Here is a 23,425-nt window from a genome sequence, read left to right on the forward strand (position 1 = left end):
ATAACGGCGATAGTAAACTTCGTCATTGCGGTAACGAATTTGGCAACCGCCTGCGTTAACGCAAAAAACGCTAATCGCAAAAACGACTAGCGCCAGAAACGTTGATACGGGGATAGATGTGAGAGTCCTCCCCGTGTCTCCTATAGTACCGTATCAAAAACGAAAACACAAGGAGGCGAGCGCGCCATGTTAACGGCTTTATCTATCGTAATTACGGCGGCGGCCCTGATCGTTGCAATCGCGGGCCTGGTCGTCGCATTCAAACGGAGGCGATAACGGTATGCAGCAGCTTATGATTCGCAAAATATGGTCGGATACACCGGCACTTACACCGCAGCAGGAAGCGCAGATCCTCGACCTATACGAGCGCCCCGCCGCCGAATTCGGTCGATGTGGGCGCGCTTACCAAATTGGCATCAATTCGATGTTACAATACTTCGGCTATCGGATCGAAAATGAGATCGGAGACGCTAACGATGGTTGAATACGCTTGTAACGAATGTAATTACGCAAGACTTGACGTAAAAATAGAGCCTGACGCGTGCCGCCCTACGTGTGGAGCGCGCCTACAGGTCGAGGAGGAAATCGTATGAAACGTTTATTTAAATCAATCGTAATCACCGCGGCTCTTTTAACGAGTACAATCGCCTTAGCACCGCAAGCAGACGCAGCATGGTCGGGCTGGCAGACGGAAAAGTTCGGACATAAAGCGCGTGTATATACGGATGCGACTACGTATACTAGCAGCGCGAAGACGGTCGATTGGAAAGCCGAAAAGAAAGGCGCGGCCACGCTTTATTATACGGCCGGCGTTTATAAAAAGCGTTCAGGTGGCGGGCTGACTGACACTGGCTTGGTACAGCGCGGAAGCTTTAAGACCGCAACGCCGCTGAAGTCATTTAGCGTAAAGTCGATCCGTGGTAAAACTGGCTCCGGAAGCTACGTAATCCAGATCGATTGTTATACGGATTCAGGCAAGCGCCATTATATCGGGACTTTTGAGTCAGCGCGTTTTAACGTGAAATAAGCGTGTGTGAGCCGTTTTAAGCTGCGGGGTACCCTAGCGTACCTGATCGGCGTTATGGCGACTCTTTCGCTTTGATTTCGTGGGAAATTTGAGGCTGGCGCACAGTTTCGTCGGTTTTTCCGCATACTAACGTGTTATAATTTACCTATACAACGCGAATAGACACGGAGGTTTAGCGGATGGAGGAAAAGGATTACGAAACAAAGGGATACAATACGACGATAACGTACGAATATAAGGAAATGCCGGATGTTCGCGCAGGGCGTTGCGATAACTGCGACTATACGTTATTTAAGAGCTCGGTAAAGAACGGAAAGTTTTTGCGCGAATGTAGAAGATGCGGCATGAAAAAGAATATATGAGGGGGAAATATTAATGGGAGGTATATGTAAGGCCTGCGGATTTGAGGAGACCGAAAAGGAAAAATTCAGAAGAGTAGTTAATGGCGGAGCTGTTGAACGTCTAGCAAGCCCTGATAGCTTTTTAACCGAAATCGATATGGAATCTTACTTAGGCATGTGTCCTAAATGCTTTACTGTTCGCGTTCTAAATGTTGATTCCAATTAAAGAAAAATAAAGACGCCTTAGCGGGCGTCCTTTTTCGTTTTATACCTCCTTGACGTTAAACAGCGCGATCAACGTTTTGTCCGGCGTCTTAGATTGTCGATAGAAAACGTTAGGGTTAAACGTAAATCGCTCCGGCTCTGTACCAACTTTAATGCGCGCGACAACGTACTCACCGTCAAACTTCATCTGCTTAAGGCGGCGACCTAGTGTGTCCGACGTTACTCCGATAGCTTCCGCAAGCTCTTTCTTATTAAACCACCGGATGCGTTTCGGATTCTTTTCGAAAGGATTTTCGCAAAGTGCATTCGTCTCGAAATGTATGAACGGCAACATGCGATAAATAAGACCGATGTCCGTCGCCTTCACTTCGCTATATACGCGTTTAATTTTCGCAGTATACAGCTTAACAACGTATTGGCTACCGAAGTTGCCTTTAAAGTGGTAGTGCTCGTTTACGCTGTAACCATCGTTGGTCTCTCGGATAATGTCACGTTCAATGCATGCGGATAAGAAATCATAGAAGGTCATTCGTTTCTTGCCGAGCTGTAATACGTCCATCATATCCGTAGTTGACATAGGCGTTTTATTTCGGCTCGATTTAACGAGAACACCGTTATAGTCAACGTAACACTGAAGAAGCATTAAATAACCGCACTGTGCCGTTGTAAGAGCGTTATAGACTTCGTGAATATTAGACATATTCGCGTTAGAGAAGTCGCGTCGATCGGCCGTCTTTTCTTGTTGCTGGCGGAAGGCTTCGTCTTGGTTTCGGTGACGCAGCGTATAGCTTTCTGATAGATCCTCGCCGGTTTCTGTGTTCACAACTCGTAATCTTCTACTCATATAAACGTCCCCTTTTCGATAAAATAAAAAGCGCTGTATAAGCGCTCTCATAACGTATAGACAACTAGTGGTAGGTTTTTTCGCCTGTAGCGATATTTACGGTGAATTGCCCTGGCGTCTTTCCGTTAACAAACGCGGAGTAACATTTCCTGCGCTCTAAATTTCGAGCCTTGGCACGCTTATCGAGTAGTTTATTTTCGTAATTGGATCGTGTTCTGCGGATTGGTAGACCTTTGTACGCACCGTTTTGGTCGTACTCTTCCGCCAACTTATCGGAGGCTTCTCGTTTATAACGCTCCTCCAACTGTGTCTCGCTCATAATCGGGTATTCATTTCGCGTAACTTTATCCGGGTGTGAATCGGAAAGCTCCTCGTAAATTATGAGATTAGCCAATCGGTCAAGCGCGGTAACGTCCGGCTGTTCTCCGGTAGAGTCATAATAAGCGTTTACTAACGCCATAGTTTCTTTGATACGTTCCTGGCGCGCCAGCTTTCCGGCCTTAGTACGTTGGTACATTTCCTTAATTGTTTCGTGCAGCAAAGGTTTATCCATTGATTCGCCCTCCCGTCGTATACCCTTCGTTATGACTCGCCCAGTAGTAGTAAATGTCCGCAACCTTTTCGGCAGACCTCGATATATAAGCCTCTACATTTTGTTTAGCGATGCCCATCCGTTCGCCCGCCTCTGCTTGCGTTAGTTCTCCGAAGTAAACGAGCTCGATCGCCTGACGCTGGCGGTCCGTTAGATTCGCTAATTCGATCGCCTTGTGAATATCGATAAGAATCGTCGCCGCGTCGTAATCTCCGCATCGCTTGCGGCTGACGAACTTCTGATAATCGGCGAGTAATAGTTTCACGCCTTCTGCGTTATCGAGCGCATAAGTTGCGTCGAATTCGCGTTCCTTTCGGTGTAGATCAACTTTTACTGAACCGATGTTAACCGTCCCCTTTCGTTGACTCCTTCGTTAATTTCGTTTATGATTAACGTAAACGCTTCCGAAAGGAGTTTCGTTTATGGTTCTTACGTGGATATCTAACGACTTTGAGCGCAACCTCAAAGCGTACATAACTATCGAAAAGCAGCGCCGCCTGTTCATCTCGGCAGGAGCGCGTCGTATTATCGGATTACCTACGGACGGTCCGTTTTATTTGACGGTCGCCTATGACGCGGATGAAAAGCGTATCGTAGTCGGCAAGCCCGAGTTAATAAACCAACCGGACGTCAAGCCGTTCAAGTTCGATAAGCGCGGCAACGTGTCGGCCATTCCGTTCTTGCGTAAGGTCGGCATTGATTTTGATAGCCTACCGCAGCGCTATTATTTGATCGGCGATGGCGAGGCGTCCAAGCAACCGTATTTAGCGTATCCTTCACATACATACGCGTTTCAGTTAGACGCCGACGCCAATTGATCCGCAAGCGCCCTTCCGATATACCACGCAACGCGCGAAGCAATTCCGTTACCGACAATCCGATATTGCGCCGATAAAGAAATATCGTCTGGCAGGACGTAAGTATCTGGCGCAGATTGGATTCGGAGACATTCGCGAACGGTGAAACGGCGCGGCGCTTCCGTTGGGTGGATCGGCTGTCCGCTGTTGTGGTGTGCTGGAATCGTATTAGACGGCTTATCTAGCGATTGCACGCGATTGGCTTGATCGTATGTGTATTCGCTTTTTGGCGTCCAATATTTTCCGCAGTCTTGACGTTCGGGTTCCGGTAAATCGCCGATAACATCCCGCAATACTCGCGTCCGATAATCGCCTTCTAACGGCTTCGGAAACTCGAAAGTAAAGCCGAGGTCTTTCCGTACACCGACGATAAACACCCGCTCGCGCTTCTGTGCTACACCGTAATGCCACGCATTTATAACCTGCCAACTAATCTCGTAACCTATTTCGTTAAATTTCTCGATAAGCGCATCAAATGTAGGACGGTGGCGCTTCGTTATCAACCCTTTTACGTTTTCAAACACGAAGGCTTTCGGCTGCTTTGCCGCAATGATTTCGAGGTAGCGCCATACTAATTTTCCGCGTTCTCCGTCAGCGCCGGCGCCTTTGCCTGCGACCGAGAAGTCCTGACACGGAGGGCCTCCGAATATAACGTCTGTGTTCGGTAAACTATCGATATCTACTGCGTTAATATCCGCCTGTTCAACGTGATCGCCGAAATTATGGCGGTAGGCTTTAACGGCATTCTTATCGAAGTCCAGCGCCTTTACAATATCGTATCCAGCCGCTTTAAAGCCGATTGCTCCAAGTCCGCCTCCGCAAAAAAGTTCCAGTACCGTAAGTCCGGTTGCCGGCTGTTGCGGCGTTAAGTTAAACTCCGTCATAGTATCGCCTCCATCAACGCATCCAGTTTCGCGTATAATTCATCGATCGTACCGTCGTTTGTAATTTCGTAATCAACTTCGAAATCCAGCAGCGCAAGCTCGGTCGGATGCTTCAACGCGACCAAGTCGAAATCATCGCCGGCTTTTCTTGCGCGTTCAATCCGTAGTTCCTCCGGCGCCATGATGCGTATTAGCGTAAACCCTTCGGCGCGCAGTCGAGCGTATTCGTTTGGCTGTCGGCAATCTTCGACCAACACGCGGTTTTTGAGCATTGGCGCTAGGCCGCAATCACAGTCGCAGGCATATCGCGCCAGGTAAGCGTCGACTTTCGTCATGGTGGCGTTAACCCAAACGTCTTCGCCGAAAGCTTCTCGCGCCCACTGTCCGAACTTTTGATAATGCGCGCGTGGCTTCGGCTTTTCGGGCACGGACGGGAAAGCCCGATGAAAGGCGGCTTTGAGTTCGTCGCCGAATGCGAACGGATGGAAATCGTAATGCAGCGCCAAGTACCCGGCGGCTTCCGACTTGCCTGCGCGTAACGGTGCGGTTAGGGCGATCTTCATGGGCGCATCAACAACCTTTCGATAATTGCCGCCAATTCGTCCGCGGTAAATAACTTTTCGCCTTTAACTCCGGTCGCACTTTCCTTTAACCGTTCCAATTCCTCGCCGAGCGTCCGATTGTCTTTGTGCAGCGTGTCGATTTCGTCTTTTAGCGCTAAGTACCTGCGAGTGTTTTCGGATCGGATTTTCATGTCCTCGTCCAAAGCCGCATGTAGTTTTTTATTCTCGCGCTCTAAGTCCGCAACACGCGCTGCCAGATTAGATACGACGTCGATTAGGTCGGCTGGCTGTGGTTCGTCGGCTTCGGCTGATTCTACCGGGACGAGTACGCGATAATTAGTTTTCACGACAATCCCAACGCCCCATTCACCAACGCTATCGTCAACGAAGACATCGGTCACGGTTAGGACTTTTCCGACTGGCAATCGACCTAATTGCGTTTGAGTAGTAAGAATCTTCTCGCCCACTTCCGCCTTGCGCTCGGTTAATTCGTAGCGCCCACCGTCAATGTGTACGATGTCGGTCGGTTCGAGTACGCGGTATGCTCCGTGGAGGATATACCACGATTCGTCCTCGTATTTACTTTCGAATTCGACTTCAGCATCGTCAATATCAACGTCAATAACCTTTCCGTATTCCTTTTCTGAATAGTACGGACAGTTTCCGAAAATAGATACGATCTTCTCGATGACCTCCGCCTTCCGATCGACCTCTACGTATTCTCGCTTGATGCCGCCAAGTGTTTCGTCAGCCAGTACGTGGATTTTCGTCATTTATTCCGCCTCCCATTAATTTATTACGCGAACCTGCACCGACTGCCGTCCGAACTGCACAGCGTCGGCTTCGTCCGCAACCAATACGTCAATCTTGGCGCCTTTAATCGCGCCCCCAGTATCGAGCGCCACGGCTTCAAACGTCGTGCCGTCCGCCTGCTTTACTTCAACCGCCGAACCCAACGCAATCACTGACGGATCGACCGCTATAATGCGCTTGCCTGCGTGATAGATCGTTCCGGTTACGTCTATGCCCGTTGCGGTAATTCCGCTGCAACCTTCGGGACATCGCGCGGTATACGCAGACGCTTGAAACGTTTGCCACGCGTTTGGATTCGCGGGTTTATTTTCGTTAGTATTTTCGTTATTTTCCTTCGGTTTTGGTCGCGCCTTTGGCTTCGCTTTGACTTCCGCCCTCAACGTCGCCACTTCGTCCTCAAGCGCCTGGATACGCGCGTCTTTCTTTTCCGCCTCAGCTTCCGCTTTCTGCAACGCCGCATCTTCTTCCGTGATGCGCGGCGGATCTGGCGGTGGTGGCTCCGGCGGCTTGGCGGTTGGATTCGTAAGTAATTGCGTTGACATCGCTAGATTCGTTAGTATACCGATGCTTACACCTCCTCGAAAAACTGGTCCGTCCACGGTTCCACGTCGACCACTTCGCGCCTTAACGCTTCGGCTAATTCGGTGATTTCCGCCTGTGCGCCGCGTCCCTTTTTACGTTTAGAATAGAACGACAACAACGCGGTAAGATTCGCAGTCATTACGAGATTCGTTGCAGATGCGTTCGGTAGGACGGCGCGGGCGTCTTCGGCGGGCACTCCGGCTCTGCGCAAAAGATCGTAGGCTTGCTGCGCTATTTCCATAGCCTCCGCGAATATTTCCGTAGCAGGACGATCAGTAATTGGCGCTCCGTACACAAAGTCGTACATATCCGCCGTTTTATCGCTCGTAACTTTATCCGGAACTACGTAATCGAACCCGCCGATCTTATCATCGCTTCCCATCCGTACATAACGCTGTGACTGAACGCTGAAGCTGAAGCCGACTCGGTGTCTCGTAAGCTGCGCTAGTAACGCCCGACTGACGCCCTCAATCGAAAAGGTGAACGTTAGGTGTTCGAGGGTCGACGTGTGTTTGGACGCGAAGATATGTCGGAAAAGCCGATCGGCATCCGTGCCTGCGCCGCCGTCTGACGCTTTGGAGCCGAAATACTTGGCGCCTTCCTTTGCGACGATTTCGGACGGCTTATTGGCGCTGTAGCATGTTCTGATTGCGGTTAGGGCGACCGCTTGGCCGTCAGTTACGCCCTCACGAAATAATTCGCCAACGTCAGTCAATGCGTCCTCAGTTTCGTTAAGCGTGAACATTTTCGCAAATTTCTCTGAAACCAGTGTATGTGCGATTAGATGTACGTTCATTTTGGTTTCCGCCATTTATTCTCCTCCTCCGTATCCACTATGAGAACTACTTCCGAATAATCCGATTGAAACAATTAAGGTTGTTATAAGCGCCGACATTATAAGGGGAATCAAAAATACTGCCGAGCCTATGAGGTAATCCGACTCAAACGTAATAAGCTGTGTGATCAAATATGCGAAAAAGAAAACACATGCCCCGTATATAATCCAAAACCGCATTTATTCGTCCTCCAATCGTTTTAACGCTCCGCCGTTTTCGTAAATAGTTTCGTTAATTAATAATCTGCGAGCTTTCTCCTTCGTAGTTATTCGGAATGTACAATCGTCTCTCCCGTACATTTCGCAGTTAACAACGTAATCGCGAAATAGGTCGTTCATATACTCGATGTCGCCGCATCCGTACAGCTTACCGTTTAGAAAACACGCATATATTTGCGTCATCTAAGCGTCTTCCTTCGCCAGTCTCTCTAGCGCGCCGCCGTTTCTATCGTTAGCTTTTTCGTAAGACTCCGCAATAACCCCGCTACTCCCGAAGCCGCCCGCACCTCGATCGCTATCGCCGAGCGCATCAACTTCCGTAAACACCGCCTGCTCGACCGGCTTGATAACGGCTTGCGCGATACGATCGCCTTTGCGGATTTTTATAACGTTATAATCCGTAGGTTTGACGCCATTAAAGTCGTCGTCCCCTGCTAGTATCCCGCGCATGATTCGTGGTTGTGATGCGTATCTAACTTGCGCAATATTATCGACAATCACGCCAACCTCGCCCGTATATCCGCAATCTACAGTACCGAGCTGCACACGCAAAGGCGTCTTCAGCGTAATACCGGACCGTGGTCGGATCTGCATTTCGTAGCCCTCCGGAATCTCGAACGCCAAGCCCGTCGGCACACATGCGGTGGCGCCCGGCTCGATAATTACGTCCTCCGCCGCGACTAGATCGAAGCCAGCGTCCGTTGCGTGTGCGTAGGTTGGCGTTTGAGCGTCCGGTGATAAGCGTTTTATATTTACGTTCATTTCGTTTCCTCCTTCGTAACGTCCTCATATATAACTGCGAGGTTAGGTATCGGATTGGCACGTTTTCCTCATAAATAGATGCGTATAAAGTTCGGATAACGGACACTTAGTCTCCGAAATAAAAATCCGAATCCCTAAGCGCCTCGACCGTCGCTTTCTTATAGCCGTTACCCTTCTGCGAAAAGAAGTCATGCGATTTCGTCTTCGTACTTAGTCCGTTCATCACGATCGAATTCGGCGTTTCGTCTTCAAAGTACGGATCGAACGCAAGGTTTTGCAGCGCTTTATTCGCGTTATAACGCATGAACCGTTTGACATCGTGCGTCAGACCGACCGCATCGTAAAGGTCCTCGGCATAGGCGACCTCGTTTTCGTAGAGCTCCGTCAATAAATCAATGGCAAAGTCGCGTAATTCTAACTGAACGCTATGAGCTTGACGGTTATAGATTTCCTGCGCGACCAAGCCGGTATAAACGCCGTGGATCGCTTCATCGCGAATAATAAGCGATATAATTTCACCGGAGTTCGTAAGCTTGCCTTGGCCCGCGAAATATAACGGATAATAAAAGCCGCTATAGAACAAAAAGCTTTCGAGGTATACCGAAGCGACCAGCGCCTTATACAGCGAAATATCATCGTCCGCCTCAATCGCGTTATACAGGCCGACGATCCGTTCCGCCTTCCGTTGCAAATACGGGTTGGTCTTAACCCATTCGAAAACTTCGTTAATTGTTTCGGTAGGCGCGAGCGTCATAAAAATATTCGAATACGACTTCGCATGAACAGCGTTCTCCATCATCGCCATGAAATTAAGGACGGCTTTGCGTTGGTGTCCGTCGATGTGCTGCGCGATGATAGGCATGCCGGTGTTTCCCTGCTCCGTATCCAGTAGCGTTAGGCCCGCAAGATCGCGCATATATACGAGTTGCTCGGTCGGACTCAGCGCCTTCCACGTCAAGAGATCGCCGTTTAGCGAAATCTCTTCCGGAAGCCAGAATTGCTTAACGTTCTGCGCGTAGAACATTTGCGTAAAGTCGTCTTCGTGGCGCGACCAATCGGCCGCCGTGTGGATTGCGTTTGCGTTCGTCAATTATTCGTCCTCCTTCTGCGTACTCTCTATAGGTAGCTCTGCCGTTTCATATCGACTAAATATCGTTGCTCTATCCGTATCCGTTGCGTAAGGATGCACCGATTTTGCCGGGAGCGTAGTTACAAATGTCCAGCCTTTCTCGTTCATTTGCGTTATTGTATCTCGATCCACATACTCGCTAGTTATAATAACTTGAAACTTAATCATCTTTCCGCCTCCTCTTCGTTTAAACAACGCAACTCAAGCACGAATCCTGGCCGGTATCCTTTGTTCGCGCATAATACAGCGTTTTAATACCTCGATGATGCGCGTATAAGTCAATCCGGTTCAGATCGCGCGTCGTCATCGTATCTTTCAAGAACAGCGTAAACGAAATGCCCTGATCGACGTGCTGCTGAATCGTTGCGATCATATCAACAACTTTAAACATATCCATGTCGTACGCTTCCTTATAGAAGAACCAATTCTGCGGCGACAACCCCGGCATCGGATAATACGTCTTCGAATTTCCGTACGTACGCTCCTCGATACGCTCCATAATCGGCATGACAGACGCCGTAGCCGACTGCACATACGATATTGAACCCGTCGGCGCAATCGCAAGTCTGTACGAATGGTAAAGACCGTACATCACAACGTTATCCCGCAACGCTTCCCATTCAATCGGCGCCGGAATTGTAACGCCTTCAAATAGCTGCGCAACCTTCTCTGTTTTAGGACGGAAATCTCCTGCGACGTACTTGTCGAAGTAACTACCGCCTGCATACGTAGAACCCTCGAACCCTTCGTACGCGGTTCCAGTCTGCTGCGCTAATTCATTCGAACGTACAAGCGACCAATAATTCACCAACGCGAAGAATACATTAGCGAAATCCCTCGCTTCTTCCGATTCATAAGCGATACCGTTTTGCGCTAAATAGCCGTGTAAATTCATCGCGCCAAGTCCAATCGAACGCATCTCACGGTTAGCTCGCGCAACAGCCGGCGCATTCTTGATATTCGAAGTTTCCGAGACTCGTGTTAGAGCATCAACGGATAACTTAACGATCGTTTCGAAGTCGCCGTTTTTCATTACGTTTGCAATGTTTAGCGAGCCGAGGTTACACGAAATATCGAGGCCGATTTCGTCCGGTTCGCCATAGTCGGTGTACTCCGAAACCTGCGATGCTTGAAGCACTTCGCTACAGAGGTTCGAAAACTTAACCTTCGAAATGTGATTGTTCGTGTGGTCTGCGTTAACGTTACCTTCGAACATGATGTACGGATAGCCCGATTCGGATCGCAGTACGGCGAGCTTTTCGAGTAGCTTCCGCGGATTAATCTTTTCCTTACGCACGGCCGGATTATCGACGAGCTGATCGTACATCTCTCCGATATCCATTTCGTCTAGGTACTGGCCGTACGCTTTGTATACGGTGTGCGGATAGAAAACGTAAGCCGGCCGATCTTCTCGCGCCAGTTCGATGAATTTATCCGGAATGACAACGCCGATTGATAACGTTTTAACGCGTACGTCTTCATCTGCCGAGATTTTCTTCGTATCCAAGAAATCGTTAATGTCAGCATGGAATACGTTAAGGTACGCTACGCCGGAACCCTGCCGCTGACCCATCTGATCCGCATAACGGAACGCATTATCGAGCAGCTTCATAACGCCGACTACGCCCTTCGTCGCGTTCTCTACGTCTTTAATCGCTTCGCCCTTCGCTCTAAGCTTCGATAGATTAAGCGAGACGCCGCCGCCAAGCTTCGAGAGCTGCATCGAAATGTCAATAGCGCGACTAATATCGTTAAGGGAATCGTTAACTTCGAGCAGGAAACACGAAACTAATTCGCCGCGACGCTTCCGACCCGCGTTCAAGAACGTCGGCGTGGACGGCTGATATTCCTGGCGCATCATTAAATCGACGTACTCAAGCGCCTTGGTTGCGTCTCCCTCCGCGAAAAACAACGCACAGCAAGCGACCCGGTCTTCGTAGCGTTCGAGAATCTTCTTGCCATCATTCGTCTTCAGCGCATAGTCGTTATAAAATTTGAACGCGCTCATGAACGAAGGGAATCGGAACTTGTGCGCATAGGCCGCTTTATAGACCGCCTTGATTTCCTCGAACGTATAGGCGTCCAGGAATTCGGTTTCGTAGTATTCGTTATCGCGTAGGTAGTCGAGCTTTTCGCGAAGGTCGTGGAAAAATACGGTGTTTTGATTTACGTAGTCAATAAAATAAGCGCGGACGGCTTCAAGATCCTTTTCGAATTGGAACCGGCCGTCCTTCTGTAGCATAATTTCGTTATTAAGTTCGATGTAATTCGTCAAGCGCATTCACCCTTTCGATAAATTGTCGTACATCTGCGTCCGTTCCCGCTAATTCAAAGCGCCCGATCACCGGCACGCTGTATTGCGCCGCGATTATGTCCGCCGCCTTTGCGTAGTTTCCGCCCCAGTTACGGTTGCCCGACGCAGCCACACCCGTCAAGTACGCGCTATTAACCGCAAGGAAATCATCCACCGGCCGCGCCACCTGACCGAAGCCGTACGTTCCAGTCACGCAAACGAACGGCTCGGTTAGCGTTAGGTCTGGCGCTAGTTCAACGGCGCGTAAACCGGTCTTTGCGACGAATCGGCGTACGTTGCCAGTCCGCGAATAGTAAGCGATTAGCATTCGGAATCATCTTCGTCTTCTAACGAATCAAGTTCGTCTTCGATGTCAGCGATTTGATCTTCGATATCGTCAATATCGTTTTGAACGTCCTGTATCTCATCGCGTAAGTCTTCTAGCTTGTCTTCCTGCGCATCGAGTTCGAATTGCAACGCTAATAGTGCGCTTTCTAGTTCTTCGCGTTTATGCATCCGATCTACCCCTTCCGTCTCTCGATTTCCGCCTCTAATTCGTCCAGCTGCGCTTGTGTCCGATCACGTTCGATTCTCGCTTCGATAATCTTCCGGTCATGAAACCTAATTGCGGAATCACTATCGGTAAGTTTTTCGTTAAGCCATCGCCGCATGTCATGTAGTTCTCCGTCGGTTGCTGTATAGATCATTCGGCCGGTCCCTCCGTTTCGCGTTTAACGTCCGCCTCTAGGCGTTTATGATTGCGATAAGGCTCGACGATCAGCCAGTTAATGAATTCGATGACCACCGCACAGATAACGATTAAGAAAGCGCCGACGATACCAACCTTGATTATCGCGCCGATAACCGGAAAGCCAAGAAGCGCGTACATATTAAACACGGAACTGACGATTAATACTCCGGTCACTGCGCCGAGTAGCGCTGCGCTTAGATACGTAACAGCCATCGTAAATCTCTCTTTAAACATTCGTATCACTCCTTCGGTTTATCTATTACGCCTTCGTGAATCAGCCACGCAAGCCCAATCGCAGCCGCATCGCTTTCATCGAAATTAGCGAACTCGCCAGTATACCCGGTCATACGCCGCACTGCCGCCTCTACTACGTCCTTTTCTGCGCTGCCCGATCCGGCTACCAACGACTTAACCCGCGTTGCTGATATTCCGAGCTGTGGTTGCTTTGTAGTCGGAGTTTTCCGGTATCTATCGAACGTCAACCCGAAGCGCGATGTTGCCCGTTCACACGCGTTCCATGCCGCCAGCACCGGATAATTCGAGGTCGACGTTTTGCCGGCGAAGTCCTCCCGCACCACATAGTCGAAACCGTCTCGCGGGCAGTTTTTATCGAGAAAGACCTTCGCCCATCCTTCGATGACTTCCGCTCTGTGCGCATGATCGCGGTCTCTGTTTGGCTTAACGTGCGATAGCGCTTTGATCGTAGGCTTTCGGTTGCGTACCTCGATTATCGCGACGCCAGGGCAGGTCATCGACGTATCGAACGCGAGGCACCGGATAGGCTTGGCGCTACTCACGAACACCACCGCTGGAAGTCGATATCCTGAGTATTCAACGCCGCCTCTGCTAATTCTGACGCGTTCTCGGCGCCGGTAGCGATCGCCATTAAAACGTTTAGATATAACGAATCTTCCAGCGAGTGAGCAATTTCGTTATCTCCTGCCGATTCCCTAATCCTTTCGACTGTTTTAAGAACGTCTTCTTTCGTCATCAAACCGCCTCCCCTTTGCGTACTTTTTCGATAAACTCTAGCGCACCGGCGTACTGCCGCTTAGTAGATTCGTACACATTCGACCGCCTTACCTGCGAAACTTTATCGCGTATGGCCGCCAATTCAGCATCCGTCAATGTTTGCGCAATAGCCGTTTTGTATCCGTTAAACGTCCAGCCGTTAAGATCCAGTGTCATCGGCTTGCGTTCATCTACCGACGTCTGTATTTCTACGAATCTATCGAGCAGTGCGTCAATGTCCGCCTGGCTAATTTCGATGCCGAACGCTCGGATGTCCGGGCTCTTTTCGAATTCGCCTTCTGGATATTCCCACGCTTTCTTCGCCGCGTTTACGTAGAGAATTACGTACAGGTCAACGCCGTACATTTCCGCATAGGCAACGCATTGTTTAACGTGTTTTTCGTCCGGCTTCTTCAGCGAATGGAACGACGTACGGGCCGCCGACGTTTGCTTCGACTTGATTTCGAGGCCGACGCGTAAAATCTCGCCGTCTTCCGTTACATAACGCATAATACCGTCGCATGTTCCGTATAGATGAAACGTCTTGCCGCCGCGCTCGATCTTATGGCTCCGTTTTGCGAAGTCCTCGAACATTGGCGTGCCGTCTTCGTTGCGTTCGAAGCTGAACGGGCAGGGCCGGCCGGTTTTCTTTTCGAAGTGTTTTTCCATAAAGAGAATATCGCGCTGGATCATATCGCCAATCGCCGTTCCGATACGCGTCCAACGGCCTTGATACGGAGGCTTTCGCGTTTCGTCTTTCGGTGATCCGATCGCTTTGTGATAGAGCTCGCGCGGGCAGGCGTTTGCAGATGACGGTGAAAAATACGGCTTCTTCGGAAATACTTTCGGAGCGTCTGCGTACCATCGGTGTATCTGCGCGTCTAAAGCGTTATCCCACGTCTCAGGCAGCGAGTGCCATTCGTTTAGATATTCGATGAGTTCATCCGCAATCTGCTGCGCATATGTGGTCAGCTCGGGCGCCGGCGCTAATTGGGCGCGCAGTGAGTTTGCGGCTGATCGTGCGTTTGCGTTCGTCAAACTGCCACCCACTTCGTTACTGCGATCTCGCGTTTTTCTACTTCGGTAATTTCGGCCGGATCGTCGGCTCCGTACATTTCGCTATCATACGTCCAGTAAGTCCAGTCCGATCCCGACCTGCCGATTTCTCCCCTATAGTGCTTATTTCCATCGGTGAAAATAACGGTTTTACTTTGGTACTTGTGTTCGTGCTTCCATTCGCTTTCCTCTACGACTGTATAGGTCACATCGCCGATATCAATTCCGCCTTCAAACGTCATATCTTCCAGTTGTTCAATCGTCAATTTAACCAATTAAACCGCCTCCTTGTTTTTAAACCATTCGTCCACCGACATACCATCGCCCCAACGACGCATTATTTCGATGTCGGTTTTATTCGGGATATTACCGAAAACGTACGTATTAACCATTACGTCTTCGAAATCTTTTACGTCCTCTTTCGTAAGTGTTTCCGGAACTAAAAGCAATGCTTCGTCGTGTACTACGCACCATATTCGCCATTCTCCTCGTCCTTCTGCCGTTTTACGATCGCATAACTCTTGAAGCGCAATCATAGTCGCCTTAGTTTGAATCGCTGCGGAGCCTTGAACCCTGGCGTTTGTTGATTGCGTATAGACAGCCGAATAGTACCCTTTTGCATTCCGATCCTTTGCGTCCGGCAGCCGTCTCTTTCGCTGGCTATGATCCATCCATACGTATCCGTGTTTTTTAACGAAAGCTTGATTCGATTCGACCCACTTCTTAACCACCGGAAACCTTTCGAAGAAGTTATCGAGGAACTTTTGCGCTTCCTGCTTCGTAATTCCAATCGCGTCTTTGAGCATGTTAGCGCCACCACCGTAAGCAACCGCGAGCATGATAACTTTCGCTTGTTTACGATATACCGAGCCGTCTCCGCAGTCTTCTATCGGCTTGTTAAAAACCTCCGAAGCAATGGACGCGTATAGGTCGTTTCCTTGCAAGTAATTATCGACTAGCTTCGGATCTTGCGAGAAGTACGCCAGGCACCGGTATTCTTGCTGGCTCCAGTCTCCGCCAAGTATTGCGTAACCTTTAGGAGCAACGAATAACTTACGTGCTTCTTTCGGCTGATTCTGAAGATTGACGCCGGTACCTCCGGATGAAAAGCGCCCAGTTTTTGCGCCGTTTTGATTAAAGTTCGTGTAAAGCTTTCGGGTCTTACGGTCAATCAATTCCGGCAAAGCGTTGATATACGTTGAGTAAAGTTTGAATAGTTCTTTATATTCGAGAAGCTTCTTGATAATCGGATATTTTTTCGCGAGTGGTTTCAATACTTTCTTCGCATCTGTTGACGCTAGCTTTTCTCCTGTCGCTTTTTCTAACGCTGGCTTAAGCTGCGCCGGCGAGTTAATGTTAATATCGCCTAATTCATCGATGATCTCCGCATATAAACGGTCAATCTGCGCTTTGATTTCCTTACCGTATTCCTTCGCGAAACCTAGGTCGATATTGAAGCCGGTAGACTCCAGTTTTTGCACGACGCTGATCAACGGAACTTCCACCGTTTCGTAATAACGAAGGATCTCCGGGAATTTCGTAAGCTGATAGCGTTGGAAATCTCGTAGTTTACGCGTTACATCTCCGTCTTTAGCAGCGTAGGCAAGCGCAATATTCAAGTCGCTGATTTCGTCAAAGCCGATCTTTCCGAATAAGTCCCCGTAGGTATCTGATTTAATCCGCAGGTACTTAGTAACGAGATTCTTTAGAGCAAAGGACGGCTCGTTTTCGTTAAGCAACCGCATAGCTTCCTGAGTGTCCCACGTCAGTCCACGCAACTTAATACCTTCGCGATCCAGCATGTGTATATCGAACTTGGCGTTATGGGCGAGCTTACCGATCGACTCGTCTTCATAGTACGGACACAACTTTTCGAGCACATATTCGTTGTCTAATTGCGGATGATCCGTTTTATGCTTCGTTGGTATATACGCATGTACGTCCGCTTTAATGGCCGTAATTACATGGCCGACAATATAGTCGTTCCATACATCTGTACCCGTCGTCTCTACGTCAAATACGATTTCTTCTTCGTTATCCAGCAACGCCAGGAATTCGTCTAAGCGCGCTTCAGTCGTTATCAGCCAGTAATTGTCCGGCGTGTTCTCGACCATCTGCCGCAAGGTTTCTTCGCGCTGTGCTTCCTGTAGCGTCTTCCATAACCGCAGCGCCTCCGCCTTGCTGAACGCTTTAGGGTTTCCGGCCTTGTTTACGCAGTCAGCCGGATCACGCGCCAACTTGCCCGCATCCATAGCCGCCTTGACTTCTGTGAGCCGTTTGCGATCGGCATCCGATAGTTTCATCGCGAATATCTTGCGCCAGCTTTCCTCGATCGGCTCGGCGGTCTTGGCTTTCGCCTTCCGCTTGGCCGTCGCCTGGACCGCGTCAGTTTTCGGTGCTGCCGGCTTCAGCGCGTCCAAGTTTAACCGTAAGCCTTCCATCCGTCGTCCTCCTTCCTCGCGAAGTAATTTCGTTAAATTTATACGCCGAATACTTTGTCTAATCCGAAAATAATTAATATGCTTGTGAAAATTGCGATGAGGACGCATAACACCGTAGTCAGAAAATGATCGACGTTAAATTTATCCCGTTTCATAAATCGACCGCCTCCGTCCATCTTCGTTTATATTCCGCTTCATTGTCCGCATACCACTCCGACCAACACGCCGCCCCGCACGCATAGACCTCGAAGAGCGAATCGTAAGTGGCGGATCGCCCTTCGTAGAGGTTAGCGTTGCAATTGGCGCAGACGGCGGCCGGCTTAGCGGTCAAAGCGAGCCTCGACTGGCGTGATGAGTTCGACTCTAAGATAGTATTCATGCACTGTATCCAAGACGGACCCGCTAGAGTCTTGTCTGAGGACTTCGATAATATCCCCGTTTGATACATGTCCAGCACACTGATTGTCTACTACTCGCGCGATATCGCCTTTCTTATACTCGCCAACCTCGCGTCCGATTTCCGCCCACTTCTTGTGCTCGGCGGCTTCGGCGGCTACGCGTTTAGCTTCGGCAACTTCTTTGTCAGTGGCACGTACTAGTTCATCTTCATAGAACCAACCGCTGCGCTCCCCATTTAATTTATCGCATTTGTAAGGAATTTCGATTTTATCGTCCATTTTCACGATTACAATTTCTCCGATTTCTGCGGAATGATCGCGGATGCGTTTAACCACCTTCGCATAATCACCGACCTTCAGACGATAAGGCTTCGGCTCGGCCTCTACACTTGCGGCGTTGACTTTGCGATAGACTTCGAACACTTCGAGCGAGACTCCACAATTTTTGTCGCCATCATCGTCGATAAAGTCCAAATATCCTTCGTAATCTATATTCACAATCTCGTACATTTTGCCGACAGTAATAGAAGAGTCGTTAGTTTCGATAAACTTTACGTAATCGCCCGCTCGCGCTTCGCTTTTGCCGATCCGCGTATATTCCGCCTCACCCTTCAGCGCAGCCACGTCGGATTTTAACGATTCGATTTCGCCTTCCGCCTTTGCTACGCGTTCTTCTACGGACGGGTTGGTTGCGTCGGCGATTTTGCGGAAGAGATCGTACCACTCCTCCGTCCAATTATGATGCGCCCCGTAATCGTCTAAAACACAAACTGCGCTACGTCCGCCCGCAATTACGTCATAGAATCCGCCAGGAGTTGACTGGAATTCCGCTTTATCTGCTAGGCGTACGATATCGCCCTTTCTCGCCCCGCCTTCCACGCGCTCGTAAGCCGCACCGCCATACGCAACCTTCGTAATTTCACCGTTCACCATATCGAGTGTCTTAACGCCTTCTAACTTCGCCATCATACCGCCTCCGCTTCCGTTTTTTCTTCGTACATGTTTCGGTTGAGTGACAACGGCAGTTCAACCCACCGTTTACTCGCCTGTATCGTAGACTTCGCCCAATATTCGCGCTGATTCGGTTCGTTCTCAAACATCCAGACACGAGGTGGTTCGCCAGGATCGCCCAATACGCCAACAAAATAATCAACGTCGGACCGATCGTAGCACTGCCCCTTTCCGTTAGTCGTATAGAGAACGAGCTCGTTATTGCGATCGTGCCTGCGCCGGAACGTTTTCACCTGAACTTTATATTCTTTACCGGTAATAGGATCTTCCGCCTTAAAGTCGTATGGCTGAGCAAGTTGCGGACGGGAAACCGCAAACCCGTTCGCAAGTAATGCCAGTTCTGCGACAACCTCCGAATACTTGCCAACAACTTCGGTTAAGTGCGCCATCTAAGCGCCTCCTTTTCGTTTGGTTAGGTTTGATCGCGATTAAAAATCGAATGAATCTTCGGCAGGTGCTTCGTTAGATTCCGTACCCGCTCCGAGCGACAATCCGATCAAGCTAATATCGAAGCCCGCCGCGACTAGGTTTTCGGTCTGCGTTTTTTCGTCCGCTTCGAACAACAACCCGTCAAACAGCGCCGAGTTAAATTCCTTGCCATCAAACTTGGCGAAGTTCTCGCGTTCCTTTTCGTTAAGATCTTCGTCAAAGTCGATCAGAGGTGTCAGCGCGACCTTAGTATCTTTCGCCTGTCCTGTTGCGTTCGTTTTCGTTAATTCAAACGCAAGCTTGCCGAGCTTCTTTTCGTATTTCGTAATTGTTGCGTATACGTCCAGCGCTTGGTTGCGCGTTAAATCTACAACGATTTCTTTTCCGGTAGCTAGATCAACGAAGCCCATAGCGAATCGTTCCTTGCCGCGATACTTGCTGGCCTCCTGGCTTTGCGCTTTCTCTTCTTTCTCGTTGCCTGCGTCTTTGGCTGCGAATTGGAGTTCGCGGTGATACTTTTCGGCTAAATCCCACGGCGTGTGATCGCTAACTACGAAGCCCTTTTCGTTACGCGTAGAAGGATTCTTCGCAACAAACGTATTTACTTTCTTGTAAACGCCATAACCGAAATACTGCATGAGGTCTTCCGTACCGAGCACGCGCACCTTATAAGAAGAACCTACGCTAAACTTTGCGAAGTCGATCGTATTTAAGTTACCGCCCTCGCTTCCACCTGACTGTAAAGCTCCTAGTGCCGCTGCGCCTTTTTGAAATTGTGTCATTCGTTTTCCCCCTACGTTTTAATATTGAGCGTTAAGCCCTCGCAAAATGCCGGTATCTGCGCCCGAAACGCCGCCAGCGCTTGGCAGTAGCGACGCGACCCGAATTACTTAACGGACACCCCGACATTCTCCGAGGGCCTGGCGCCCTTACTGCGTTTTCTTCGCGTCGTTTTTGTACGTTTCCCACGCCATACCGCCGATAATGACCGCGCTGATAACCGCGACAATAGGAACGATCCATACTGCGTCAGACATATGCCGCAACTCCTTTTTCAATCGACTTGATTTCGGATTTAATTGCGTTAACTTTTTCGTTAATATCTGCGTATTCTTTCTTCGCAATGTCTATTTTCGCGTCGATAACAGCGATAATCTTGTGTGCTCTTGCTCTAGCGCGATTCAATTCGAGTTGGGCGAGTTCGAGATTCTTTTCCGCAAGCTGAATCGTAAGAGTTCGTAATTCGCGATTACGACGGACAATCAAAGCGTCAGACTTGCGTTTAAGTACCGCCTTAAGTTCGTCAGGAAGATCGGTAATTGGCGGCGTACTTGCGGTCGGCGTATCTTCGACTGGCGCCAAAGGATCGGCCATTTTGTAAAGGGTCACTACGCGAATACCATCGACGATCAATCGTGTTCTTGATTTAATATGATCGAAAGCTTTTACTCGTTTCCCATATTCGTTGGTAAGATCGCCTACATAGAAAGCCGTTTGCATTAGCTGCCGAATATGTCCAGCGGCCTGTGGGCGACTGATGCCTAATCGTTCTACAGCGCGGTCAACAGCGTGCTTTGTGACCTCGTAATGTTTCATCCGACGCGCACCGCCTTAATGGCCGGATAGTAGTCGGCCGGATCTTCGTCGTGCGGCCATGCGCCTTGGTAAATAAATTCGGTAAGTTTGCGCTCATCTAGCGCGATTAACGTTTGGATTTCGTTAGGATTGGGTAAATTTGAAGTAGTCATAGTACGTTAGCCTCCGTTTAAATTGAGATTATCGTACTAGGTCGCGAGGGCGTGTTCGCATATCGTTCGCTTGAATCTGTTGCCAACAGATTGTATTATAGAGGAGTAACGAACGTCCTCGGACCTAGTTACGTATAGCGTGTTATACAGCTAGAAAAGCGTTAAGTTCGCCGTGTTGAGAAGCGTCGTAATTTTTCGCTAAACCTTTGATCACACGTTCTACTTTTTTGTAGTGAACGCCTACCTTACTGCCGATCGAAGCGTATGTAGGTCGCTCACTCGAAAGATGCTCATTAACGATTGCAGTCGTTATGGCATCGGAATTTACTGTTAGGGCCTTGATAAGTTGCAGCTTATCTTGGTCCGTTTTTATTTCTCCGTCTAATTGAGAAATCACCTTATCTTCTATATGGATAACAGCGCCAGATTCGAATGTTGCAGCATTCTCTTCTGCGGTTGAATCCATTAATTTATGTCGTTTAACATATGTTCCATTCTTCCCGCGAATAATATCTATAGATGATTTCTTTAGTTCGTAGATTATCGCGTTTTCCGCGTTTTTTATTTTTTTGTATCGACTGATGAAGACCACTTCCAAAGTTTTTCGTGTAAGGCACTAAGTATGTCTTCGCGAATAACTTGTCTAGTTTTAGAAAAATCAGATAAAACCTTAGAAATTAAGTCTCTTGATTCTTCAAATAGTAGGTTGAAGTCCTCATCCTGCCTAGTTATTTGATAGGCGTTGATTAGCTGTATTAACTTTTCGTGTTTCTTCAACTAAAATCCCTCCTCATTTATTGATGCGTATAAACTTTCCTTTTTGGACACCATTTCATAAAAGAAATAATATTTTCTTTCATGTCCATATATTAGCATGTCTAACATTATAATTATCTAAATAGGAACAATATTTTGATTTAGCAAACTTGTTCAGGTATGTAAACAAAATAAAAAGCCCACCTACCGTGAGATGGGCTTTAAAACTTATCCTCCGATCGCGTTGATTGCTACTTCTTTACCTGGATCTGATACCTGGTTACTATACAGCAACCCTAGAGTTAACACACTCACCAATGTTAAAACAACTAATAAAGTCTTCTTCAAAAACAACATCTCCTTTTTTCGATGAGGTTCCCCTCAAGTTTATTGTCAGGTTTTTGATGAAATCAGTACATTCGCCTGCCTCCATCAAATCCCTTACAATTATAGATGCGTAATACAAATTAGAATCGGACACGAAATCACAAAACTTTTTATAAAGGCTTTTCCGATCTCCTGAAATCGCCTCGAAATATCCGGTAAGGTCAGGGTCGCCTATTTTCCCAACGCAATCTAGTGCATCTTCATAGGAGACTTTTCCTTTTCTAAACCCCTCAACCTTTTTCAAAACATCAGGTGCGCTTTCTTCAACTTTCTTTGATAAGAGGATTCTAGCAAAGTTATAATTATAAACCGCGTACCCTTCTAATCGCTCGTCTTTTAATTCTTTAGCTACTTCAACACTGTCTTTTAAGTAGCTCAAACAAATTGATTCATCTGTTTGCAAGTAAGTCATACCAATGATGTACAAAGCGTCTGAATTCACTCTCTTGTTAATATTAGCATTGAGGAGAATATTTGAGTAGCGTCTAGCTTCTTCTAAGTTGTTTGAAAAAAGGTGTGCATATGCTAAAATCTCAGATAGCCTGTACAAATAACACTCCTTTAAAAACAGATGAGATTTATCATTCAATCCATTTATTTGAACTTCGAGTTCTGAAGCTTTGTTTATTACATATGAGAACTGTCTTTTATGAAGTAAAGTGATACAACCGTAGATGTCTACAAGAATTTTAAGGATTGGGTCGTTGAGGTTTGATAGTTTGTCTAGTTCTTCGTTCATTGAATCGAACTTAACTTTTCCGTGCATGTACTTACTGATAAAAGAATACACCTTGACGTACTTCTCGATAATATTCCGCTTTTCGCATTTATAAGTCTCGATATGTTTATCCAGAAGCTCGATATCTCTAGTTATAGCAGCATACTCAAAAGTCTTTCTTATACAATCGGAGCTCTCGGTTAATTGAGGGCATACGTCTCTCATAAAGGATCTATAATTTTCAGGATCTGCTAATTGCGAAAGGACAAGAAGGCTTCTTAATGTCAGTTTCCGCTTTCCAGCTCTAAGGTTTCCTACTTGTTTTGTAGACAGTTTTAAATATGACGCGATTAATGAGTCGTTTAAATCATCTCTATCCGAAATACGATCAAATAGAAAGTTTCTAACTTTGTCCATGTTGTTCACCCCAGTTTTAAGTAAATGAATGACATTTCCACCACGTTTAAGTATAATTGAATTATATCTCATATGTTTATATACGTAAACATATTATTAGGAGGATTTTTAAAAATGATCGATTTTTCCCCTTTGATGGAGACTTTAAAAGAAAAAGAAATGAATCTGAGTGATTTACGTCAGGTTATGAGTTCAGCTACTCAAGCTAAAATAAAGAAAAATCATAAAGTGTCTGACTCTAAAATGCGTCTAGGAACTATTGAGAAAATATGTTTATTATTAGACGTTCCTGTGGAAAGAGTCATTAGGATTGTCAAGGAATAAATATTGGTAAAT

Annotated in this window: 35 protein-coding genes; 5 read left to right on the forward strand and 30 right to left on the reverse strand. The window is 48.0% G+C overall.

The window, feature by feature from the left end; translation table 11 throughout:
- Positions 1-280: 280 nt before the first annotated feature.
- From AU387_RS16065 to AU387_RS16075, 3 genes are all read left to right on the forward strand, one after another.
- Positions 281-484, forward strand: coding sequence for a hypothetical protein (locus AU387_RS16065; RefSeq protein WP_059336183.1), 204 nt, complete (start codon positions 281-283; stop codon positions 482-484).
- Positions 485-589: 105 nt separating this feature from the next.
- A complete protein-coding gene (locus AU387_RS16070) occupies positions 590-1,027 on the forward strand; it encodes a hypothetical protein (RefSeq protein WP_059336184.1) in 438 nt (145 codons plus the stop codon).
- 179 nt (positions 1,028-1,206) lie between these two features.
- Positions 1,207-1,389 carry a DUF8096 family protein gene (locus tag AU387_RS16075; RefSeq protein WP_059336185.1) on the forward strand — a complete coding sequence of 61 codons (183 nt, stop codon included), beginning with the start codon at positions 1,207-1,209 and terminating at the stop codon, positions 1,387-1,389.
- Positions 1,390-1,633: 244 nt separating this feature from the next.
- Here AU387_RS16075 and AU387_RS16085 read toward each other — a convergent pair whose 3' ends face one another.
- From AU387_RS16085 to AU387_RS16095, 3 genes are all read right to left on the reverse strand, one after another.
- The gene (locus AU387_RS16085; protein WP_059336187.1) at positions 1,634-2,437 is read right to left on the reverse strand and encodes a hypothetical protein; all 804 of its coding nucleotides are present in this window, start codon (positions 2,435-2,437) and stop codon (positions 1,634-1,636) included.
- Between the two features lie 64 nt (positions 2,438-2,501).
- Positions 2,502-2,990 carry a hypothetical protein gene (locus AU387_RS16090; RefSeq protein ID WP_059336188.1) on the reverse strand — a complete coding sequence of 163 codons (489 nt, stop codon included), beginning with the start codon at positions 2,988-2,990 and terminating at the stop codon, positions 2,502-2,504.
- Positions 2,983-3,294 carry an RNA polymerase sigma factor gene (locus AU387_RS16095; protein ID WP_232460794.1) on the reverse strand — a complete coding sequence of 104 codons (312 nt, stop codon included), beginning with the start codon at positions 3,292-3,294 and terminating at the stop codon, positions 2,983-2,985. The genes AU387_RS16090 and AU387_RS16095 overlap by 8 nt, the downstream gene beginning before the upstream one ends.
- Positions 3,295-3,451: 157 nt before the next feature.
- On the opposite strand from AU387_RS16095, the gene AU387_RS16100 reads away from it, so the two are divergent.
- Complete coding sequence (locus tag AU387_RS16100; RefSeq protein ID WP_059336190.1) at positions 3,452-3,847, forward strand: hypothetical protein; 396 nt, start codon at positions 3,452-3,454, stop codon at positions 3,845-3,847.
- Here the strand turns inward: AU387_RS16100 and AU387_RS16105 are convergent.
- From AU387_RS16105 to AU387_RS16235, 27 genes are all read right to left on the reverse strand, one after another.
- Complete coding sequence (locus AU387_RS16105) at positions 3,823-4,770, reverse strand: DNA cytosine methyltransferase (protein WP_059336191.1); 948 nt, start codon at positions 4,768-4,770, stop codon at positions 3,823-3,825. The genes AU387_RS16100 and AU387_RS16105 overlap by 25 nt on opposite strands.
- On the reverse strand, positions 4,767-5,333 hold the full coding sequence (locus AU387_RS16110; protein WP_059336192.1) for a nucleoside/nucleotide kinase family protein: 567 nt from the start codon (positions 5,331-5,333) through the stop codon (positions 4,767-4,769). Before AU387_RS16110 ends, AU387_RS16105 begins: the two co-directional genes overlap by 4 nt.
- Positions 5,330-6,106, reverse strand: coding sequence for a hypothetical protein (locus tag AU387_RS22390; RefSeq protein ID WP_059336193.1), 777 nt, complete (start codon positions 6,104-6,106; stop codon positions 5,330-5,332). The genes AU387_RS16110 and AU387_RS22390 overlap by 4 nt, the downstream gene beginning before the upstream one ends.
- Before the next feature lie 15 nt (positions 6,107-6,121).
- Positions 6,122-6,688 carry a 3D domain-containing protein gene (locus AU387_RS16120; protein WP_232460795.1) on the reverse strand — a complete coding sequence of 189 codons (567 nt, stop codon included), beginning with the start codon at positions 6,686-6,688 and terminating at the stop codon, positions 6,122-6,124.
- A gap of 26 nt (positions 6,689-6,714) precedes the next feature.
- A complete protein-coding gene (gene thyX / locus AU387_RS16125; RefSeq protein ID WP_082687935.1) occupies positions 6,715-7,539 on the reverse strand; it encodes an FAD-dependent thymidylate synthase in 825 nt (274 codons plus the stop codon).
- A 204-nt stretch (positions 7,540-7,743) separates the two neighbouring features.
- Entirely contained in the window at positions 7,744-7,965 is a 222-nt protein-coding gene (locus AU387_RS16135) for a hypothetical protein (protein ID WP_059336196.1), read from the reverse strand.
- Entirely contained in the window at positions 7,966-8,544 is a 579-nt protein-coding gene (locus tag AU387_RS16140; RefSeq protein WP_082687936.1) for a dUTP diphosphatase, read from the reverse strand.
- Between the two features lie 106 nt (positions 8,545-8,650).
- Positions 8,651-9,616: a class 1b ribonucleoside-diphosphate reductase subunit beta gene (nrdF, locus tag AU387_RS16145; protein ID WP_082687954.1), complete on the reverse strand. Its 966-nt coding sequence runs from the start codon at positions 9,614-9,616 to the stop codon at positions 8,651-8,653.
- Between the two features lie 18 nt (positions 9,617-9,634).
- Positions 9,635-9,841 carry a hypothetical protein gene (locus AU387_RS16150; RefSeq protein WP_059336197.1) on the reverse strand — a complete coding sequence of 69 codons (207 nt, stop codon included), beginning with the start codon at positions 9,839-9,841 and terminating at the stop codon, positions 9,635-9,637.
- A 19-nt stretch (positions 9,842-9,860) separates the two neighbouring features.
- Complete coding sequence (gene nrdE / locus AU387_RS16155) at positions 9,861-11,954, reverse strand: class 1b ribonucleoside-diphosphate reductase subunit alpha (RefSeq protein ID WP_082687937.1); 2,094 nt, start codon at positions 11,952-11,954, stop codon at positions 9,861-9,863.
- Positions 11,926-12,294: a class Ib ribonucleoside-diphosphate reductase assembly flavoprotein NrdI gene (gene nrdI / locus AU387_RS16160; RefSeq protein ID WP_059336198.1), complete on the reverse strand. Its 369-nt coding sequence runs from the start codon at positions 12,292-12,294 to the stop codon at positions 11,926-11,928. The genes nrdE and nrdI overlap by 29 nt, the downstream gene beginning before the upstream one ends.
- Positions 12,288-12,482 (reverse strand): hypothetical protein, encoded by a 195-nt coding sequence (locus AU387_RS16165; protein WP_059336199.1) that lies wholly within the window; start codon positions 12,480-12,482, stop codon positions 12,288-12,290. The genes nrdI and AU387_RS16165 overlap by 7 nt, the downstream gene beginning before the upstream one ends.
- A 5-nt stretch (positions 12,483-12,487) precedes the next feature.
- Entirely contained in the window at positions 12,488-12,673 is a 186-nt protein-coding gene (locus AU387_RS16170) for a hypothetical protein (protein ID WP_059336200.1), read from the reverse strand.
- Positions 12,670-12,951 carry a hypothetical protein gene (locus tag AU387_RS16175; RefSeq protein WP_059336201.1) on the reverse strand — a complete coding sequence of 94 codons (282 nt, stop codon included), beginning with the start codon at positions 12,949-12,951 and terminating at the stop codon, positions 12,670-12,672. Before AU387_RS16175 ends, AU387_RS16170 begins: the two co-directional genes overlap by 4 nt.
- 5 nt (positions 12,952-12,956) lie before the next feature.
- Positions 12,957-13,121, reverse strand: a complete 165-nt coding sequence (locus AU387_RS22130) for a RuvC family protein (RefSeq protein ID WP_232460796.1) — start codon at positions 13,119-13,121, stop codon at positions 12,957-12,959.
- Between the two features lie 389 nt (positions 13,122-13,510).
- A complete protein-coding gene (locus AU387_RS16185) occupies positions 13,511-13,708 on the reverse strand; it encodes a hypothetical protein (protein WP_059336203.1) in 198 nt (65 codons plus the stop codon).
- Positions 13,708-14,766 (reverse strand): hypothetical protein, encoded by a 1,059-nt coding sequence (locus AU387_RS16190; protein ID WP_059336204.1) that lies wholly within the window; start codon positions 14,764-14,766, stop codon positions 13,708-13,710. Before AU387_RS16190 ends, AU387_RS16185 begins: the two co-directional genes overlap by 1 nt.
- Positions 14,763-15,059, reverse strand: a complete 297-nt coding sequence (locus AU387_RS16195; protein ID WP_059336205.1) for a hypothetical protein — start codon at positions 15,057-15,059, stop codon at positions 14,763-14,765. The genes AU387_RS16190 and AU387_RS16195 overlap by 4 nt, the downstream gene beginning before the upstream one ends.
- Positions 15,060-17,225 carry a DNA polymerase gene (locus AU387_RS16200; protein ID WP_059336206.1) on the reverse strand — a complete coding sequence of 722 codons (2,166 nt, stop codon included), beginning with the start codon at positions 17,223-17,225 and terminating at the stop codon, positions 15,060-15,062.
- Positions 17,226-17,545: 320 nt separating this feature from the next.
- Entirely contained in the window at positions 17,546-18,589 is a 1,044-nt protein-coding gene (locus tag AU387_RS16205; RefSeq protein WP_059336207.1) for a hypothetical protein, read from the reverse strand.
- Complete coding sequence (locus AU387_RS16210) at positions 18,589-19,023, reverse strand: PDDEXK-like family protein (RefSeq protein WP_059336208.1); 435 nt, start codon at positions 19,021-19,023, stop codon at positions 18,589-18,591. The genes AU387_RS16205 and AU387_RS16210 overlap by 1 nt, the downstream gene beginning before the upstream one ends.
- Before the next feature lie 39 nt (positions 19,024-19,062).
- Positions 19,063-19,845 (reverse strand): hypothetical protein, encoded by a 783-nt coding sequence (locus AU387_RS16215; protein WP_059336209.1) that lies wholly within the window; start codon positions 19,843-19,845, stop codon positions 19,063-19,065.
- A 247-nt stretch (positions 19,846-20,092) separates the two neighbouring features.
- A complete protein-coding gene (locus AU387_RS16220) occupies positions 20,093-20,659 on the reverse strand; it encodes a hypothetical protein (RefSeq protein WP_059336210.1) in 567 nt (188 codons plus the stop codon).
- Complete coding sequence (locus AU387_RS21800) at positions 20,656-20,811, reverse strand: hypothetical protein (RefSeq protein ID WP_169793537.1); 156 nt, start codon at positions 20,809-20,811, stop codon at positions 20,656-20,658. Before AU387_RS21800 ends, AU387_RS16220 begins: the two co-directional genes overlap by 4 nt.
- A 142-nt stretch (positions 20,812-20,953) precedes the next feature.
- Entirely contained in the window at positions 20,954-21,277 is a 324-nt protein-coding gene (locus tag AU387_RS16225; protein WP_059336211.1) for a hypothetical protein, read from the reverse strand.
- Between the two features lie 95 nt (positions 21,278-21,372).
- On the reverse strand, positions 21,373-21,588 hold the full coding sequence (locus AU387_RS16230; protein ID WP_059336212.1) for a hypothetical protein: 216 nt from the start codon (positions 21,586-21,588) through the stop codon (positions 21,373-21,375).
- A gap of 262 nt (positions 21,589-21,850) precedes the next feature.
- Entirely contained in the window at positions 21,851-23,089 is a 1,239-nt protein-coding gene (locus AU387_RS16235; RefSeq protein WP_059336214.1) for an AimR family lysis-lysogeny pheromone receptor, read from the reverse strand.
- 114 nt (positions 23,090-23,203) lie between these two features.
- Here AU387_RS16235 and AU387_RS16240 point away from each other — a divergent pair, with 114 nt between their 5' ends.
- The gene (locus AU387_RS16240) at positions 23,204-23,413 is read left to right on the forward strand and encodes a helix-turn-helix domain-containing protein (protein ID WP_059336215.1); all 210 of its coding nucleotides are present in this window, start codon (positions 23,204-23,206) and stop codon (positions 23,411-23,413) included.
- Positions 23,414-23,425: the final 12 nt, after the last annotated feature.

Source organism: Bacillus halotolerans (assembly GCF_001517105.1).
In the GTDB taxonomy this organism is placed as follows: Bacteria; Bacillota; Bacilli; order Bacillales; family Bacillaceae; genus Bacillus; species Bacillus halotolerans.

What these genes read in the sequence shown, in the direction of transcription:
- AU387_RS16200 (WP_059336206.1), bottom strand. Translation starts at nt 17,225, where the DNA reads ATGGAAGGCTTACGGTTAAACTTGGACGCGCTGAAGCCGGCAGCACCG.
- AU387_RS16065 (WP_059336183.1), top strand. Translation starts at nt 281, where the DNA reads ATGCAGCAGCTTATGATTCGCAAAATATGGTCGGATACACCGGCACTT.
- AU387_RS16205 (WP_059336207.1), bottom strand. Translation starts at nt 18,589, where the DNA reads ATGGCGAAGTTAGAAGGCGTTAAGACACTCGATATGGTGAACGGTGAA.
- AU387_RS16165 (WP_059336199.1), bottom strand. Translation starts at nt 12,482, where the DNA reads ATGCATAAACGCGAAGAACTAGAAAGCGCACTATTAGCGTTGCAATTC.
- AU387_RS16090 (WP_059336188.1), bottom strand. Translation starts at nt 2,990, where the DNA reads ATGGATAAACCTTTGCTGCACGAAACAATTAAGGAAATGTACCAACGT.
- AU387_RS16210 (WP_059336208.1), bottom strand. Translation starts at nt 19,023, where the DNA reads ATGGCGCACTTAACCGAAGTTGTTGGCAAGTATTCGGAGGTTGTCGCA.
- AU387_RS21800 (WP_169793537.1), bottom strand. Translation starts at nt 20,811, where the DNA reads ATGACTACTTCAAATTTACCCAATCCTAACGAAATCCAAACGTTAATC.
- nrdI (WP_059336198.1), bottom strand. Translation starts at nt 12,294, where the DNA reads ATGCTAATCGCTTACTATTCGCGGACTGGCAACGTACGCCGATTCGTC.
- AU387_RS16120 (WP_232460795.1), bottom strand. Translation starts at nt 6,688, where the DNA reads ATGTCAACGCAATTACTTACGAATCCAACCGCCAAGCCGCCGGAGCCA.
- thyX (WP_082687935.1), bottom strand. Translation starts at nt 7,539, where the DNA reads ATGGCGGAAACCAAAATGAACGTACATCTAATCGCACATACACTGGTT.
- AU387_RS16175 (WP_059336201.1), bottom strand. Translation starts at nt 12,951, where the DNA reads ATGTTTAAAGAGAGATTTACGATGGCTGTTACGTATCTAAGCGCAGCG.
- AU387_RS16105 (WP_059336191.1), bottom strand. Translation starts at nt 4,770, where the DNA reads ATGACGGAGTTTAACTTAACGCCGCAACAGCCGGCAACCGGACTTACG.
- AU387_RS16070 (WP_059336184.1), top strand. Translation starts at nt 590, where the DNA reads ATGAAACGTTTATTTAAATCAATCGTAATCACCGCGGCTCTTTTAACG.
- AU387_RS16185 (WP_059336203.1), bottom strand. Translation starts at nt 13,708, where the DNA reads ATGACGAAAGAAGACGTTCTTAAAACAGTCGAAAGGATTAGGGAATCG.
- AU387_RS16215 (WP_059336209.1), bottom strand. Translation starts at nt 19,845, where the DNA reads ATGACACAATTTCAAAAAGGCGCAGCGGCACTAGGAGCTTTACAGTCA.
- AU387_RS16135 (WP_059336196.1), bottom strand. Translation starts at nt 7,965, where the DNA reads ATGACGCAAATATATGCGTGTTTTCTAAACGGTAAGCTGTACGGATGC.
- AU387_RS16225 (WP_059336211.1), bottom strand. Translation starts at nt 21,277, where the DNA reads ATGGATTCAACCGCAGAAGAGAATGCTGCAACATTCGAATCTGGCGCT.
- AU387_RS16150 (WP_059336197.1), bottom strand. Translation starts at nt 9,841, where the DNA reads ATGATTAAGTTTCAAGTTATTATAACTAGCGAGTATGTGGATCGAGAT.
- AU387_RS16110 (WP_059336192.1), bottom strand. Translation starts at nt 5,333, where the DNA reads ATGAAGATCGCCCTAACCGCACCGTTACGCGCAGGCAAGTCGGAAGCC.
- AU387_RS16240 (WP_059336215.1), top strand. Translation starts at nt 23,204, where the DNA reads ATGATCGATTTTTCCCCTTTGATGGAGACTTTAAAAGAAAAAGAAATG.
- AU387_RS16220 (WP_059336210.1), bottom strand. Translation starts at nt 20,659, where the DNA reads ATGAAACATTACGAGGTCACAAAGCACGCTGTTGACCGCGCTGTAGAA.
- AU387_RS16085 (WP_059336187.1), bottom strand. Translation starts at nt 2,437, where the DNA reads ATGAGTAGAAGATTACGAGTTGTGAACACAGAAACCGGCGAGGATCTA.
- AU387_RS16170 (WP_059336200.1), bottom strand. Translation starts at nt 12,673, where the DNA reads ATGATCTATACAGCAACCGACGGAGAACTACATGACATGCGGCGATGG.
- AU387_RS22390 (WP_059336193.1), bottom strand. Translation starts at nt 6,106, where the DNA reads ATGACGAAAATCCACGTACTGGCTGACGAAACACTTGGCGGCATCAAG.
- AU387_RS16235 (WP_059336214.1), bottom strand. Translation starts at nt 23,089, where the DNA reads ATGGACAAAGTTAGAAACTTTCTATTTGATCGTATTTCGGATAGAGAT.
- AU387_RS16140 (WP_082687936.1), bottom strand. Translation starts at nt 8,544, where the DNA reads ATGAACGTAAATATAAAACGCTTATCACCGGACGCTCAAACGCCAACC.
- AU387_RS16100 (WP_059336190.1), top strand. Translation starts at nt 3,452, where the DNA reads ATGGTTCTTACGTGGATATCTAACGACTTTGAGCGCAACCTCAAAGCG.
- nrdE (WP_082687937.1), bottom strand. Translation starts at nt 11,954, where the DNA reads ATGCGCTTGACGAATTACATCGAACTTAATAACGAAATTATGCTACAG.
- AU387_RS16075 (WP_059336185.1), top strand. Translation starts at nt 1,207, where the DNA reads ATGGAGGAAAAGGATTACGAAACAAAGGGATACAATACGACGATAACG.